Origin of the sequence: Vibrio sp. 99-8-1, assembly GCF_013114595.1 — a bacterium.
In the GTDB taxonomy this organism is placed as follows: Bacteria; Pseudomonadota; Gammaproteobacteria; order Enterobacterales; family Vibrionaceae; genus Vibrio.
Map to the genome: position 1 here is coordinate 13,512 of NZ_VTXE01000048.1, position 14,519 is coordinate 28,030.

Sequence of the window (14,519 nt, forward strand, 5' to 3'; positions counted from 1 at the left end):
ATTTTTGCAGCTTGTAGGCCAAATAACAGGCAAAAAAATAGCCAACTGGAAAAAGACTCCGGTTGGCTCTATTTTGTGGACACTAAATCCACAAACAACGTCAGTTGGCTAGGTGACCCGAAGGTCATATTTATATTAGCAGGATGCGTGCCAATTAATCATTGCAGTAAAATCGCCACTAGTTTTGCTAGTTAATCACTCAGTCCGGCACTTTTCCATCGAGCGGTGTTAAATCAACCTATTAGACTCACTATTCACTTATGCCTTGCTATATTAGTTGCTTATTCCGGCTATTAAGTGCCTATATGTGTTTTTTATATGAAAGTACGAGCGATATTATTTTCATTATATAAGCCGAGAATAAGTGGCGAACCGTAGCAATTATGCCATGTGCAAGCGGTTGTTTGTTGCATTTTGCAATGCATGCTGCAATCATATTGTCAATATGCAAATAAAAATAGATGATGGCATTTGCAAAAATGCCTGCTTCAGTGATGGCTAGACTATGAATAATTCGACACTTGTTCCAAAAGCAAAACAATTACTGATGGTGGAAGATACCGCTTCAGTCGCGGCGTTATACCGATCATTCCTTTCTCCTCTTGGTCTGGATATCAATATTGTTGGCACCGGTGAGGAAGCCCTCAATAGTTTAAAAGACAATACTCCTGATTTGATATTGCTGGATTTGAGATTACCCGATATGACGGGGATGGATGTACTTCACGCGACTAAGCAACGTTATCCCGATGTGCCGATTATTTTTATGACCGCTCACGGCTCGATCGATACCGCCGTCGATGCAATGAGATACGGTGCGCAAGATTTCCTGATTAAGCCCTGTGAAGCAGACCGGTTGCGGGTTACCGTTAATAACGCTCTTCGAAAAGCCAATAAAATTAAGACCGGAGAGCAAGTAAAACCTAACCAGCTAGGTGATTACCAAGGTTTTATCGGCAGCAGCCACAAGATGCAAGCCGTGTACAAAACCATAGACTCCGCGGCTACCAGTAAAGCCAGTATATTTATCACTGGAGAAAGTGGTACTGGTAAAGAGGTATGTGCAGAGGCGATTCATGCCGCCAGTAAGCGTCGTGACAAAGCCTTTATTGCCATTAACTGTGCAGCAATACCGAAAGACCTAATAGAGAGTGAGCTGTTTGGCCACGTGAAAGGCGCATTTACCGGCGCTGCGACAGAGCGAGAGGGCGCGGCAGAAATGGCTGATGGTGGCACGCTGTTCCTAGATGAACTGTGTGAGATGGATCTGGATTTGCAAACCAAACTGCTGAGATTTATTCAAACCGGAACTTTTCAAAAGGTTGGCTCCTCAAAAATGAAGCGAGTCGACGTACGCTTTGTTTGCGCCACTAACCGCGACCCATGGAAAGAGGTGCAACAAGGGCGTTTTCGTGAAGATCTATACTATCGTTTATACGTTATCCCATTACATTTGCCGCCGTTAAGAGAGCGGGGAGAAGATGTGGTAGAAATAGCCTATTCTTTATTAGGGCATATGTCTTTGGAGGAAGGGAAAGATTTTGCTCGTTTTTCTGAAGAGGTTGTGGAGCGTTTTATTGACTATGAATGGCCGGGAAATGTTCGTCAGTTACAAAATGTCTTGCGCAATGCCGTGGTGTTAAATCAGGGTAAAGAGATCAATTTGCGCATGCTTCCTCCTCCAATTAATCAACCTAGCACAAAAATTGCTTTAGAAGAGAGAGGAGACAATTCTGCTCAACAAGGAGTTGTTTATCGAATGCAAGATATCGCGCCGTTATGGCAAGTAGAGAAAAGAACGATTGAGCAAGCTATAGAAGCGTGTGGAGGAAATATTCCTAAAGCAGCAAACGCCTTAGAAGTTAGCCCTTCAACACTCTATAGAAAAATTCAGTCTTGGAATGCAAACGCTGAATAACGTGATATCGATGTAAGTACTCAAAGGAGACGTTACTGTTGTGACTAAGTACTTAAATGAAACTAAGATTGATGACCTATGCAATGAAATAGGGCAAGAGACTTTCCCTGTGCTTTTGGATATTTTTTTGGGTGAGTTGAATGAGTATCAAGTTGAATTGGCGGAAGACAAAAGTGAGCTAGAAGTTCGGCTAGGGGATATAAGCCATGCACTCAAAAGCAGTGCCGCGAGTTTCGGAGCAGAGAATCTTTGCCAAATAGCAACAGGGATAGATGCCCAAGTCAAAGCAGGAAGAAAAATCAATACATCAGAAAATCGTCAGTCAATGATGTCCAGCTTAGAAAAAACCATAAGCGCTTACGATTCTCTGTTTGACTGACACTCTATTCGACTGACGCTGTTACGTTGATACTTTTATAGCTGCTCGATAATGGCGTTTTTGAGTTTCTCGCGGTCATGACGCCAACTTCTATTCGTTGATGCGAGGTCTGTGGTTACGCAGTTCCATTCTGATTCAAGTTCAGGGTGGGGTTGGTCGCCTAATACAATATCAATCTTTCTGTCGCGGCAAGCTCGCTCACACCACTGTAACTTCTGTCTCAACTCCATTCGTCCTGCTGGGCCATATTCTGGCGACAAGTTCTCAACAAAAATCAGTTTGGCGTTTTGGTTTTGCATAATTGCTTTGCCTACTTCGGGCATCAGCAACGGCGGCATGATACTGGTTAGGAAGCTGCCAGGGCCAAGAATAATACAGTCCGCTTTATTGATTGCAGAGATCGCTTCACTGGTGGCAGGCACGACAGGTTCAAGATCTAATCGCAATAGATCCGATTCCATTTCGTCAACGCTGGTTTCTCCAACAACCCACTTGCCATCAAGAGATAGGGCTTTTAAATCTGCAGGGTGCTCGGACATAGGGACAATTTTTACATCCACTTTGAGCATGCTGCGGATAAGCTGAATGGCCTCTAATGGGCGGACAGACAAATTATCTAAAGATGCCAGCATTAAGTTGCCAAGATTATGACCGTCGAGTTCACCTGCTCCTTTAAAGCGGTACTCAAACATCATTGATTCTATTGAAGGCTCAGTAATAAGCTGATTGATACAGTTTCTGGTATCTCCCCATGCGATACCACCCTGACAGTAGCGAATGCGTCCGGTTGAGCCACCATTATCGGTCGTCGCCACAATACCGGTTGCGTTTGAACCAAATGTTTTCAGCGCAGCTAACATACGACCTAGCCCATGGCCTCCGCCTACAGCAACGATTTTTTTGTTTTTATAATTCTTCATATATTTATTCTTTTTTACATATGGAGTGACAATTTATATTAACTGGTTGCAAAACCACAATAGCCATAACTATTTTGAGGTATTCACGGGGTTTTGCGCCTTCGATAGTAGAATTTTACCCTATTATTGAGTATTTTAATTATCAAGCCGTCGTTATTTTTTCGACAGGCGTAACTCCGAGCTATGTTCGCTAAGTTAGATGTTCAATAAGCCTTCATAGCCAGTGACATTTTGTCACCAGGGTTCGTTTAGAAATGAATGGGCCTCCCGTATTTGGAAAGGTGTTCCGTGGCGATACAATTAGAAGATAAATTTAACCGCAAATTTTATTATTTGCGTCTTTCAGTTACAGATGTCTGTAATTTTAAGTGCACATATTGTTTACCAGACGGGTATAAACCGTCGGGTAAAAAGAACTCCTCATTTCTTACTCTACCCGAGATAAAACGTGTTGTTAGCGCGTTTTCTAACTGTGGTACGTCCAAAGTTAGAATTACAGGTGGAGAACCAAGCCTCCGTAAAGACTTCAACGATATTGTCCATACTATTGCCTCTACTGACGGCATTAAAAAAGTGGCCATGACAACCAATGGTTACCGTATGGCTAGCCAAGTTGCAGACTGGAAAGAGGCTGGCCTTACTCATATCAACGTAAGTCTTGATAGTTTGGACCCACGAATGTTCTATGAGATTACTGGTGAGAACAAATTCTCCAGTGTTATGTCAGGAATAGATAGAGCGTTTGAAGTCGGCTATCAACAAGTTAAAGTGAATGTTGTTTTAATGAAAAACTTAAACAGCACTGAGCTTCCCTCATTCTTAAATTGGATTAAAGATCGCCCGATCCAGCTGCGTTTTATTGAACTAATGCAGACAGGAGAGATGGATGAACTGTTTAATAAATATCATCAATCTGGTGTCAGTATCCGTAACAAACTTATCGCAGAAGGTTGGATTCAAAAAGTAAAAGAGTCCAATGATGGGCCCGCGCAAGTCTTTATTCACCCTGATTATCAAGGTGAGATCGGATTGATCATGCCGTATGAAAAAAGCTTTTGTGAAAGTTGTAACCGTTTAAGAGTGTCTGCAATGGGTAAGCTGCACCTATGCTTGTTTGGCGAGCAAGGCGTTGAGTTACGAGACCTATTGCAAGATGACAACCAGTCGTCACAACTAATCAATCGAATCCAATCAGAGTTGCAAACTAAGTCTGTTAGCCATTTTCTTCAAGATGGTAATACCGGAATGACACCGCATCTCGCGTCAATTGGCGGATAAAAAACAAATTAAGGTGAGTTAATGGGACACGCAGTAAGTGAATTTAAGCCTGCAAATATTGCAGTATTGACGGTATCGGATACTCGTACTGAAGAAAATGACACATCAGGCCAATATTTTGTTGAACAGCTACAAGAAGCAGGGCACAACCTAGCGGATAAAAAAATTGTTATCGATGACCAATATAAAATTCGTGCAGTAGTATCTCAATGGATAGCTGACGAAAGTGTTCAGGTAATTATGATTACTGGTGGTACAGGGTTTACATCCCGCGACAGCACACCAGAAGCCATTGCTCCACTGTTTGATAAGCAAGTGGAAGGTTTTGGTGAGTTGTTTCGTCAAGTTTCCTATGAAGAAATTGGCACCTCAACGATTCAATCGCGTGCTATTGCCGGTTTTGCCAATCACACGGTTATATTTGCAACACCAGGCTCTACAGGTGCTTGTAAAACCGCATGGACGAAGATAATCAAGCAGCAGCTTGATGCCAGTCATCGTCCTTGTAACTTTATGCCTCATTTAAAGGTGTAAATGACTATGGAACAGTTTACTCATATTAATGCTTCAGGCGAAGCCAACATGGTCGATGTATCGGCAAAAGATGAAACCGTTAGAGAGGCAAGAGCGGAAGCTTATGTTCAAATGTCTGCTGAGACATTGAATTTAATTGTTTCAGGCAGTCATCATAAGGGTGATGTGTTTGCGACCGCTCGTATTGCGGGTATTCAAGCTGCGAAAAGAACATGGGATCTTATCCCTCTTTGCCACCCACTTTTACTCACTAAAGTGGAAGTACAGTTAGAGGCGATAGAGAGCGAAAATAAAGTTCGAATTGAATCCGTATGTAAGTTGGCGGGAAAAACTGGTGTGGAAATGGAAGCACTGACCGCAGCATCTGTGGCAGCGTTGACGATTTACGATATGTGCAAAGCCGTGCAGAAAGATATGGTTATTGAACAGGTTCGTCTGTTAGAAAAAACGGGTGGAAAATCAGGTCATTTTAAGGTGGCGTCATGATTAAAGTACTTTTTTTTGCGCAAACAAGAGAACTTGTTGGTGTTGATAGCGTTGAGGTGGAAGCCGTTTTCCCTACCGCAGAAGCGTTGCGTCAGCACTTGGTGAGTCAAGGTGGTAAATGGGAGCTTGCCCTTGAATCCGGTAAGCTACTGACGGCGATTAACCAAACTATCTCACCACTAGAGTCTGAAATCAGTGACGGTGATGAAGTGGCGTTTTTCCCTCCGGTTACAGGAGGCTAATGATGAGCTACCGTATTTCCGTGATGAAAGAGGACTTCTCTGTCGGTTCTGAATATGAACTGTTAGCTGAAGGCACCTCTGCCGGAGCTGTCGCCATGTTTTCAGGTAAAGTAAGAGACATGAATCTCGGTGACAATGTGACGGGTTTATTGTTAGAGCACTATCCCGGTATGACAGAAAAAGCACTTAGCGATATTTGCCAGCAAGCGTTAGACCGTTGGCCGTTACAGAAAGTGCGGGTAATTCATCGTATTGGCGATCTTAATATTGGTGACCAAATCGTATTTGTTGGAGTCACGAGTGCTCACCGAGGTGCTTCCTTTGAAGCTTGCGAATTCATTATGGATTTCTTAAAAACCAAAGCACCATTTTGGAAGAAAGAGAAAACCGCCGATGACGAGCAACGTTGGATCGAATCCAGAGAGTCCGATCATAAGGCGGCTTCTCGCTGGCAAGATAAGTAACGTCATTATCTTTAAACGATGGTTAAAATACGAGAAAGGGCTAGGTGGAAACCTAGCCCTTTTTACATTTCATTTTCGATTGTAAAATAATATGTACAAATTGTAGGGAAATATTTTTCTTTTTCTGTCAGTAGGTAGCGAATGTATCTGAAGTTTGCTTAATCTACAGAATTTTAATACTGATTATGTTTAACCTGTTATCGAATTATATGCATAACATAACTCAGTGAATTTTAAAGAAAAGGTCATTTGCTACAAAAATAAACGTGATTTAGATCACTTATATATGCATAACTAATGCAAAAAGCTATTTGTAATCGTGATGTGAATAATGGGCGGCGAATAAGCTCAAAAGATTGACCTAGTCGATATAATAACGGTTCTGTTGGCTCCTTTTATGGAAAAATTGGTCAGGGATTGCTAAGTTGTGCGGCAATCTTTATTAGCTTTAGGTTTTATTGGTCATAGATTGACTATGTAAATAATCTAAATTGGCTGACCGTTCTAGCTGCTAATAAAGCGTCATGGATGCAAACTAAAAATGATTTGGAGTTAAATGCATGTACAAAAATAAAATTACACAAGCTCTACTATTGGGTGCTAGCTTAACAGTAGCAGCCACCTCTTTTACTACTCTAGCTGCGGATGTTCCAGCAGGTACTAAACTGGCAAAAAAACAAGAGCTAGTGCGTGGTAATGGCACAGAAATTCAATCTGTTGATCCACAAAAAACTCAAGGTGTTCCAGAATCTCACGTTATTCGTGATCTCTTCGAAGGGCTAGTAAACCAAGATGGTGATGGCAATAGCATCCCTGGTGTAGCAGAATCTTGGGAAACAACAGATAACCAAACCTTTATTTTCCATCTTCGCAAAGACGCGAAATGGTCTAACGGCGATCCTGTAACAGCAGAAGACTTTGTTTATAGCTTCCAACGTGCAGTTGATCCAAATACAGCTTCTCCATATGCATGGTACCTAGAAATGACTACCATGAAGAACGCTGACGACATCATCGCTGGAAAGGCGGATAAATCTACTCTTGGTGTAGAAGCGGTTGACCCTTACACTCTTAAAGTAGAACTAGAATCTGCAATCCCATACTTTGTTAAAATGATGGGCCACACGACAGTTAAGCCAGTTCATAAAGCCACAGTAGAAAAATTTGGCGATCAGTGGACCAAGCCTGAGAACTTTGTAGGTAATGGCGCATTTGTACTGAAAAACTGGGTAGTGAATGAGCGTATTGAGATGGTTCCAAATGAGATGTACTGGGACAATGAAAATACAGTACTGACAAAAGTTACCTTCTTACCGATTGAAAACCAAGTAGCGGAAATGAACCGTTTCTTAGCTGGTGAAATCGATGTCAGCTACGATGTACCAAACGAGCACTTTAAGCGCTTGCAGAAAAACAACCCAGAAGAGTTAGTAACGGTAGGTAACCTATGTACTTACTACTACATCTTCAATGGTAACAAAGCACCGTTTGATGATCTTCGTATCCGTAAGGCACTTTCTTATGCGATCGATCGTGATATCGTATCTGGCGCGCTATTAGGCCAAGGTCAAAAACCGGCTTACTTCCTAACTCCAGAAATCACAGCTAACTTCAACCCAGTGACACCCGCTTACGGCAAGTTAACGCAAAAAGAGCGTCTAGCTGAAGCGAAAGCACTGCTTGAAGATGCGGGTTATACTAAATCGAACCCACTTAAGTTTACTCTGCTTTACAACACATCTGAAAACCACAAGAAAATCGCTGCAGCGGTACAATCTATGTGGAAAAAAGGTCTTGGTGTAGATATTACGCTAGAGAACCAAGAGTGGAAAACTTACCTAGACTCGAAAGATCAAGGTAACTTTGAAGTGGCTCGTGCAGGTTGGTGTGGCGATTACAACGAAGCGTCTACATTCCTAACACTAATGCAAAGTACTAACACTACGGGTGGTATTCACTACCTAAGCAAAGAGTACGATGCATTGATTGATAAAGCATTGTCATCAACATCTGAAGCTGAGCGTGAAGAGACGTACCTAAAAGCTGAAGCGTTGCTAACTAAAGACATGCCGATTGCTCCAATTTATCAATATGTTAAATCTCGACTATTGAGTCCTAAAGTAGGTGGCTTCCCATACAACAATGCGGAAGAAAAAATCTACTCTAAAGATTTATATATCAAAGAGTAATATTCTTAATAAAAATAATAATTAAAGGCACTGCATGAGGGAACTCATGCAGCGCCTACTTGTTTACTAAACACTGTCACAGACCGAATAGAGTGAGTTTATGTTTAAATTCATCGCGAAAAGAGTATTAGAAGCAATCCCAACGATGTTGGTATTGATCACAATATCTTTTTTTCTTATGCGCTTTGCTCCAGGCAACCCGTTCTCAACTGAACGTCCGTTACCTCCTGAAGTTATGGCTAACATCAATGCTAAATATGGTTTAGATAAACCTGTTCATGAACAGTACTTAACCTATTTGACTAATATTGTTCAGGGCGATTTTGGCCCATCATTCAAATATAAAGATTTCACCGTAAATGAACTGGTTTCCAGTGCATTGCCTGTTTCGGCGAAAATCGGTTTTACCGCCTTTATCTTTACCGTCATTATGGGGGTAAGCGTCGGAACGTTAGCCGCACTGCGGCAAAACACATGGATTGACTATACCATTATGTCTACGGCCATGATTGGGGTGGTGATGCCTTCCTTTGTTCTTGCGCCGGCACTTATTTATCTGTTCTCAATTAACCTCGGTTGGTTTCCTGCCGGTGGTTGGCTAGATGGCTCCTTTAAATATATGTTCCTGCCCGTGATAGGTATGTCCTTACTTTATGTTGCGACATTTGCTCGTATCACTCGCGGAAGCATGATCGAAACACTAAACAGTAACTTTATCCGCACAGCGAGAGCTAAAGGATTGAGCTACCCATATATTGTTGTTAAGCACGCTTTGAAGCCTGCTATGTTGCCTGTTGTTTCTTATATGGGACCGGCATTTGTCGGTATTATCACAGGTTCTGTTGTTATCGAAACGATTTTTGGCTTGCCGGGTATCGGTAAGTTGTTTGTTAACGCTGCATTTAACCGTGACTATTCGCTAGTAATGGGAGTGACCATCTTAATTGGTTTCCTATTTATTCTATTCAACACAATCGTTGATATTTTACTGGCGACAATTGACCCGAAAATTCGTTATTAATTGGGAACGGATATTATGTTAACGAAAAAAGACAATCTTGATGCGGTAGAAAAGTTCGCTGAGAACTTGGAAATTGAAGGCCGCAGCCTATGGCAAGATGCTCGTATCCGATTTATGCGCAATAAAGCAGCGATGGTGAGCCTTGCAATTTTAACAATGATGGTACTGGCGGTAATTTTCTTGCCAATGTTGGCTGAATTTACCTATGACGACACGGATTGGTACGCATTACACCAACCACCATCAGCGGAACACTTATTTGGCACCGATAGCTTGGGCCGTGATATTTACGTACGTACTCTTGTTGGTGGACGAATTTCATTGATGGTAGGGGTGCTTGGTGCGTTAGTTGCCGTGCTTATTGGTACTCTGTATGGTGCGACATCTGGTTTTATCGGCGGTCGTACTGACCGTGTGATGATGCGTATTCTGGAAATCTTATACGCTGTACCGTTTATGTTCTTGGTTATTGTACTCGTCACCTTCTTTGGTCGAAACATTGTGCTCATCTTTGTCGCAATTGGTGCGATTGCTTGGCTTGATATGGCACGTATTGTACGTGGTCAGACATTAAGTCTACGTAGCAAAGAATTTATAGAAGCTGCGCATGTAAGTGGTGTCAGTAAATGGAAAATCATTACCCGTCATATCGTACCAAACGTACTGGGTATTGTTGCCGTATACTCAACGCTATTAATTCCAAGCATGATTCTGACTGAGTCCTTCCTATCTTTCCTTGGTCTTGGGGTACAAGAACCAATGACAAGTTGGGGTGCGTTACTGCAAGAAGGCTCTCAAACTATGGAACTGGCAATTTGGCAGCTAATTTTCCCAGCTTGTTTTATGGTTGTGACCTTATTCTGCTTTAACTACGTTGGTGACGGTCTACGTGACGCGTTAGATCCAAAAGACAGATAAGCCTAGGGCTTAGAAAATATACTGGAAAGAAAAATGAGTTTATTAGATGTCAAAGACCTGCGCGTAGAGTTCACCACTCAAGATGGTATTGTTACCGCAGTCAACGATTTAAACTTCTCGCTAAATCAAGGTGAAACCTTGGGCATAGTTGGGGAGTCAGGTTCAGGTAAATCACAAACCGTGTTTGCCATTATGGGCCTACTTGCTAAAAACGGCATTATTAAAGGTAGTGCTAAGTTTGAAGGCAATGAAATACTCAATCTGCCGGAAAAAGAGCTAAACAAAGTTCGTGCAGAGCAAATTGCAATGATATTCCAAGATCCAATGACGTCACTTAATCCTTATATGAAGGTGAGTGATCAGTTGATGGAAGTGTTGATGTTGCACAAAGGAATGGGTAAAGCGGAGGCATTTGAAGAGTCTGTTCGCATGCTTGAAGCGGTAAAAATTCCTGAAGCTCGTAAGCGTATTACTATGTATCCTCACGAGTTCTCCGGTGGCATGCGCCAGCGTGTGATGATTGCCATGGCGCTGCTATGTCGACCAAAACTGTTGATTGCAGATGAGCCAACGACCGCGCTTGATGTAACAGTTCAAGCGCAAATAATGGATCTATTGAACGAACTTAAAAAAGAGTTCAATACCGCCATTATTATGATTACTCACGACCTTGGTGTTGTTGCAGGTTCGTGTGAAAAAGTACTGGTTATGTACGCTGGCCGTACCATGGAGTACGGTACGGTAGATGAAATATTCTATAACCCTAGCCACCCATACTCTGAAGGTTTGCTGAAAGCTATCCCTCGATTGGATACTGAAGGCGATGTATTACCGACGATACCGGGTAATCCACCTAACTTATTGCGTTTGCCAACAGGCTGTCCTTATCAAGAGCGTTGCCATCGCGTAACGGACCGTTGCATGAAAGAATCACCTATCTTGTTACCGTTCGGTGATGATCGTCAACGTGCCTGTTTTTCTGACTGGGAGGCTTGGGAGAAATAATGAGTGCTGATAAAAATTTATTATTAGATGTTAAAGGACTAAAAGTTCACTTTAGCATTGCTGCAAAATCTGCATGGCCTTGGACTAAACCTTCAAACTTAAAAGCGGTTGATGGTGTTAATGTCAAACTGTATGAAGGCGAAACACTTGGTGTTGTTGGTGAGTCAGGTTGTGGTAAGTCTACTTTTGCTCGCGCTATTATTGGTTTAGTAGAAGCAACAGAGGGCGAAGTCATGTGGTTAGGTCAAGACTTAACTCGCATGCAAGAGGTTCAGCGTCGTGAAACTCGTAAAGAGATTCAGATGATTTTCCAAGATCCTCTCGCTTCACTTAATCCACGTATGAACATTGGCGATATTATCGCTGAACCGTTAGAGACGTTTTACCCAAACTTAACTAAGCAAGAGGTAAAAGACCGAGTAAAAGAGATGATGGCGAAGGTGGGCTTGTTACCTAACCTTATCAACCGTTACCCTCACGAATTCTCTGGTGGTCAGTGTCAGCGTATTGGTATTGCTCGCGCACTTATTCTAAATCCGAAAATGATCATCTGTGATGAGCCTGTTTCGGCTCTTGATGTATCTATTCAGGCTCAGGTAGTTAACCTACTTAAAGAGCTTCAAGATGAGCTAGGGTTAAGTTTGGTCTTTATTGCTCATGACCTGTCTGTGGTAAAACACATTTCAGATCGTGTACTGGTTATGTACTTAGGTAATGCGGTTGAACTTGGTGAAGCAAAAGCACTATTTGCCGATCCTAAGCACCCATACACAAGAGCATTAATGTCAGCGGTTCCTATTCCCGATCCGGAAATAGAACGCAATAAAACCATTCAGATGCTGGAAGGGGATTTACCTTCTCCTATCAACCCACCGTCTGGTTGTGTGTTCAGAACTCGTTGTCCAATAGCAACAGAAGAGTGTGCGAAAACTAAGCCGTCTCTGAATGGCTCTGAGGTGCATGCGGTATCTTGTTTACATGTAAGCTAACATTAGATTAATTCAGCCTGTGACGGGCTTAAGCGCGGTCTCTTAATTGAACCGCGCTTTTTTTATCGCTAATGAACAGAGGTTGGTTATTGGCGTCGGTTATTGACGTTAGCGATTTGCTTCTAAACAGAGACGGCATTTATTAAGCACAAAAAAATCAGGCTCCAATAGGAGCCTGATTTATGAGTAACGTATTAATTGTTGTGGGTTAGACTTCGGCTGTTTCCATACGCTTACTATCAGAATCACTTTCGTTCGCTTTTTCTAGCATCTTACGAATCACGTAAGAAGAGCCTAGAGCAATGGCGACCATCACAACTGCCCAAATAGTTAGCGTGGTAAAGTAACCACCATAAACAGTCTGTACGATCTCTTGGGTAATCTCTTGGCCTTTCTCTAATGCGATAGAGGTGGAGAATACCGCACCAACGATACCACTTAAGGCAATGGCAACAGAGAACAAGCTAACAGAGAAGTTTTCGATGTGCTTTGGAGTAACAGAAAGAATAAATGCCACTACCAAGCTTCCTACAATCACTTCTGCGAATGCTTGGAAGAAGTGAATAACAAAGAACACTTCAGGGCGAATGATCACATTCTCACCAATAGCGAGTACTGCTGCTGCGAGAATACCAAATGCAATCGCGGTTAATACAAAAGCGAAACCAACTTTTGTTGCTGTCGAGAAGTTGATTCCTTTTTTCTCTAGAGTAGAGAACGTAATGGAAATCACTGGGCCAGCGACCATACACCATAATGGGTTCATCGCCATTGCAGCTTCTGGTGCAATCGGAATGATACCGAATAGGTCACCACGCATGGTATTGATGGTTACCATTGTCATGGATGTCATCATTTGACCGTAGTAGACGAAGAAAGCGGTTGTTAACGCCATGATAATCAAAATAGTGCCCATTTTCAGTGCATCTGATTTCTTTGATTTCACCATTAGCGAGATGAAGTACAAAATTGCTGCTGCACCAATGGCATAAACAATGTTTTTACCAATGTCCATATTTGAGAACATGAAGAAAACAAGACCAATCATCGCAGCGGATGTTGCGGCAAATGCAATCCAGTTTTTGCTGCTTACTGGTTTTTGGTCGATATTTGCACCAACGTTTACCAGTTGATTTCTTGAAATGGCTAAGGTTAAGAACGCTAGACCTGCCATAGTAGCTGAAATCATAAAGCTGCCATTAAAGCCGATCACTAGCACAAACATTGGGAACATATATTGTCCAATAAGTGCACCTAGGTTGTTCACAGAGTAGTTTACTGGGTAACCATTTTCAAAGTCTTCTTCTGTAGCAAAAGTGCGCTTATAAAGGCTTGGGTAAGAAGGAGACATTAAACCACGTGAATAACTAGCAAGTGCAATACCGACTAAGCTCATTGGAACATTTTGTGCTGATGCGCCTAAAACAAGTAAGGTATAACCGGCAGCAAAACCAAAGTAACTAATGGTAAGTGAGCGGTAAGCACCAAGGAATTTGTCAGCGATAAATCCACCTGCGATAGCGAACAGCGGACCAATTGAAGAGAAAGCGCCGACAACCATCATAGTATCTGCTTCGTTATAACCTAGATCTTCTAGAAAAAAACGAGTCAGGATGATCATTACACCATAGAAAGATAAGCCAAACATCATTTGGCAGAACATCATCGACTTATTTAGTCTATTCCACATAATAAAAGTCTCATTGTATTAAGATTGAAAGAACAAAAGGGTTGTGATTGTATCATTTTCCAGTTGTATATAATGTTACGTATTGATGAGAATAACTTTTCTTGGTATTAGTTTTTTTCATGCATTAGTTGGTGTTAAATTGATCTGAAATAATATCTGATGCTTTTTCAGTCAGCTATTGGGGCTGGCGGTCAGGGTTATTTATTGAGTGTATTATTAGTAGATTATTAATAATTTATTCTAATGAAAGGAATGTAGGGCTAATTCGTTACGCTGCACACTATCTGGCAAGTTTAAGGGACTGAAAGTGTCTATTCGTCGAGGGTGATTATTAGTAGATAGCAGCAATAAAAAAAGCCAGCTCTAAGAGCTGGCTTTTCAATATGGTGGAGGGGGACGGATTCGAACCATCGAAGGCGGAGCCGGCAGATTTACAGTCTGCTCCCTTTGGCCACTCGGGAACCCCTCCAGGGTATTTAAGTAAAT

The 14,519-nt window shown here is 42.0% G+C and carries 14 protein-coding genes, 1 tRNA gene and 1 riboswitch; of the genes, 12 read left to right on the forward strand and 3 right to left on the reverse strand.

From position 1 onward, the window contains the following. The first annotated feature begins 505 nt into the window (after nucleotides 1–505). The gene (gene luxO, locus F0227_RS20005; protein WP_171755022.1) at nucleotides 506–1,918 is read left to right on the forward strand and encodes a quorum-sensing sigma-54 dependent transcriptional regulator LuxO; all 1,413 of its coding nucleotides are present in this window, start codon (nucleotides 506–508) and stop codon (nucleotides 1,916–1,918) included. A 40-nt stretch (nucleotides 1,919–1,958) separates the two neighbouring features. After that, the gene (locus tag F0227_RS20010) at nucleotides 1,959–2,297 is read left to right on the forward strand and encodes an Hpt domain-containing protein (protein ID WP_171755023.1); all 339 of its coding nucleotides are present in this window, start codon (nucleotides 1,959–1,961) and stop codon (nucleotides 2,295–2,297) included. 35 nt (nucleotides 2,298–2,332) lie between these two features. On the opposite strand, the gene yvcK is transcribed toward F0227_RS20010, so the two are convergent. Further along, nucleotides 2,333–3,217 carry a uridine diphosphate-N-acetylglucosamine-binding protein YvcK gene (gene yvcK / locus F0227_RS20015; RefSeq protein ID WP_171755024.1) on the reverse strand — a complete coding sequence of 295 codons (885 nt, stop codon included), beginning with the start codon at nucleotides 3,215–3,217 and terminating at the stop codon, nucleotides 2,333–2,335. A gap of 160 nt (nucleotides 3,218–3,377) precedes the next feature. Further along, nucleotides 3,378–3,517: riboswitch (molybdenum cofactor riboswitch) on the forward strand. Between yvcK and moaA the strand changes: the two genes are divergently transcribed. The 10 genes from moaA (at nucleotide 3,506) to oppF (ending at nucleotide 12,343) form a co-directional block, all read left to right on the forward strand. Then, entirely contained in the window at nucleotides 3,506–4,495 is a 990-nt protein-coding gene (moaA, locus tag F0227_RS20020; protein ID WP_171755025.1) for a GTP 3',8-cyclase MoaA, read from the forward strand. Its footprint overlaps the riboswitch before it by 12 nt. Before the next feature lie 21 nt (nucleotides 4,496–4,516). Further along, the gene (gene moaB / locus F0227_RS20025) at nucleotides 4,517–5,029 is read left to right on the forward strand and encodes a molybdenum cofactor biosynthesis protein B (protein WP_171755026.1); all 513 of its coding nucleotides are present in this window, start codon (nucleotides 4,517–4,519) and stop codon (nucleotides 5,027–5,029) included. Nucleotides 5,030–5,035: 6 nt separating this feature from the next. Beyond that, the gene (moaC, locus tag F0227_RS20030) at nucleotides 5,036–5,515 is read left to right on the forward strand and encodes a cyclic pyranopterin monophosphate synthase MoaC (protein WP_171755027.1); all 480 of its coding nucleotides are present in this window, start codon (nucleotides 5,036–5,038) and stop codon (nucleotides 5,513–5,515) included. Further along, complete coding sequence (moaD, locus tag F0227_RS20035; protein WP_171755028.1) at nucleotides 5,512–5,757, forward strand: molybdopterin synthase sulfur carrier subunit; 246 nt, start codon at nucleotides 5,512–5,514, stop codon at nucleotides 5,755–5,757. Before moaC ends, moaD begins: the two co-directional genes overlap by 4 nt. Nucleotides 5,758–5,759: 2 nt before the next feature. Next, on the forward strand, nucleotides 5,760–6,221 hold the full coding sequence (moaE, locus tag F0227_RS20040) for a molybdopterin synthase catalytic subunit MoaE (protein WP_171755029.1): 462 nt from the start codon (nucleotides 5,760–5,762) through the stop codon (nucleotides 6,219–6,221). A gap of 560 nt (nucleotides 6,222–6,781) precedes the next feature. Beyond that, nucleotides 6,782–8,410, forward strand: coding sequence for an ABC transporter substrate-binding protein (locus F0227_RS20045; RefSeq protein WP_171755030.1), 1,629 nt, complete (start codon nucleotides 6,782–6,784; stop codon nucleotides 8,408–8,410). A gap of 100 nt (nucleotides 8,411–8,510) precedes the next feature. Further along, the gene (oppB, locus tag F0227_RS20050; RefSeq protein ID WP_171755031.1) at nucleotides 8,511–9,431 is read left to right on the forward strand and encodes an oligopeptide ABC transporter permease OppB; all 921 of its coding nucleotides are present in this window, start codon (nucleotides 8,511–8,513) and stop codon (nucleotides 9,429–9,431) included. A 15-nt stretch (nucleotides 9,432–9,446) separates the two neighbouring features. Beyond that, nucleotides 9,447–10,349, forward strand: a complete 903-nt coding sequence (gene oppC, locus F0227_RS20055) for an oligopeptide ABC transporter permease OppC (RefSeq protein WP_171755032.1) — start codon at nucleotides 9,447–9,449, stop codon at nucleotides 10,347–10,349. Between the two features lie 33 nt (nucleotides 10,350–10,382). After that, the gene (locus F0227_RS20060) at nucleotides 10,383–11,354 is read left to right on the forward strand and encodes an ABC transporter ATP-binding protein (protein ID WP_171755033.1); all 972 of its coding nucleotides are present in this window, start codon (nucleotides 10,383–10,385) and stop codon (nucleotides 11,352–11,354) included. After that, the gene (gene oppF, locus F0227_RS20065) at nucleotides 11,354–12,343 is read left to right on the forward strand and encodes a murein tripeptide/oligopeptide ABC transporter ATP binding protein OppF (protein WP_171755034.1); all 990 of its coding nucleotides are present in this window, start codon (nucleotides 11,354–11,356) and stop codon (nucleotides 12,341–12,343) included. Before F0227_RS20060 ends, oppF begins: the two co-directional genes overlap by 1 nt. 208 nt (nucleotides 12,344–12,551) lie before the next feature. Here the strand turns inward: oppF and F0227_RS20070 are convergent, their stop codons facing one another. Both F0227_RS20070 and F0227_RS20075 read right to left on the reverse strand, forming a co-directional pair. Next, a complete protein-coding gene (locus F0227_RS20070) occupies nucleotides 12,552–14,033 on the reverse strand; it encodes an MFS transporter (protein ID WP_171755035.1) in 1,482 nt (493 codons plus the stop codon). A gap of 384 nt (nucleotides 14,034–14,417) precedes the next feature. Continuing rightward, a tRNA-Tyr gene (locus F0227_RS20075) sits at nucleotides 14,418–14,502 on the reverse strand. Between the last annotated feature and the right edge of the window lie 17 nt (nucleotides 14,503–14,519).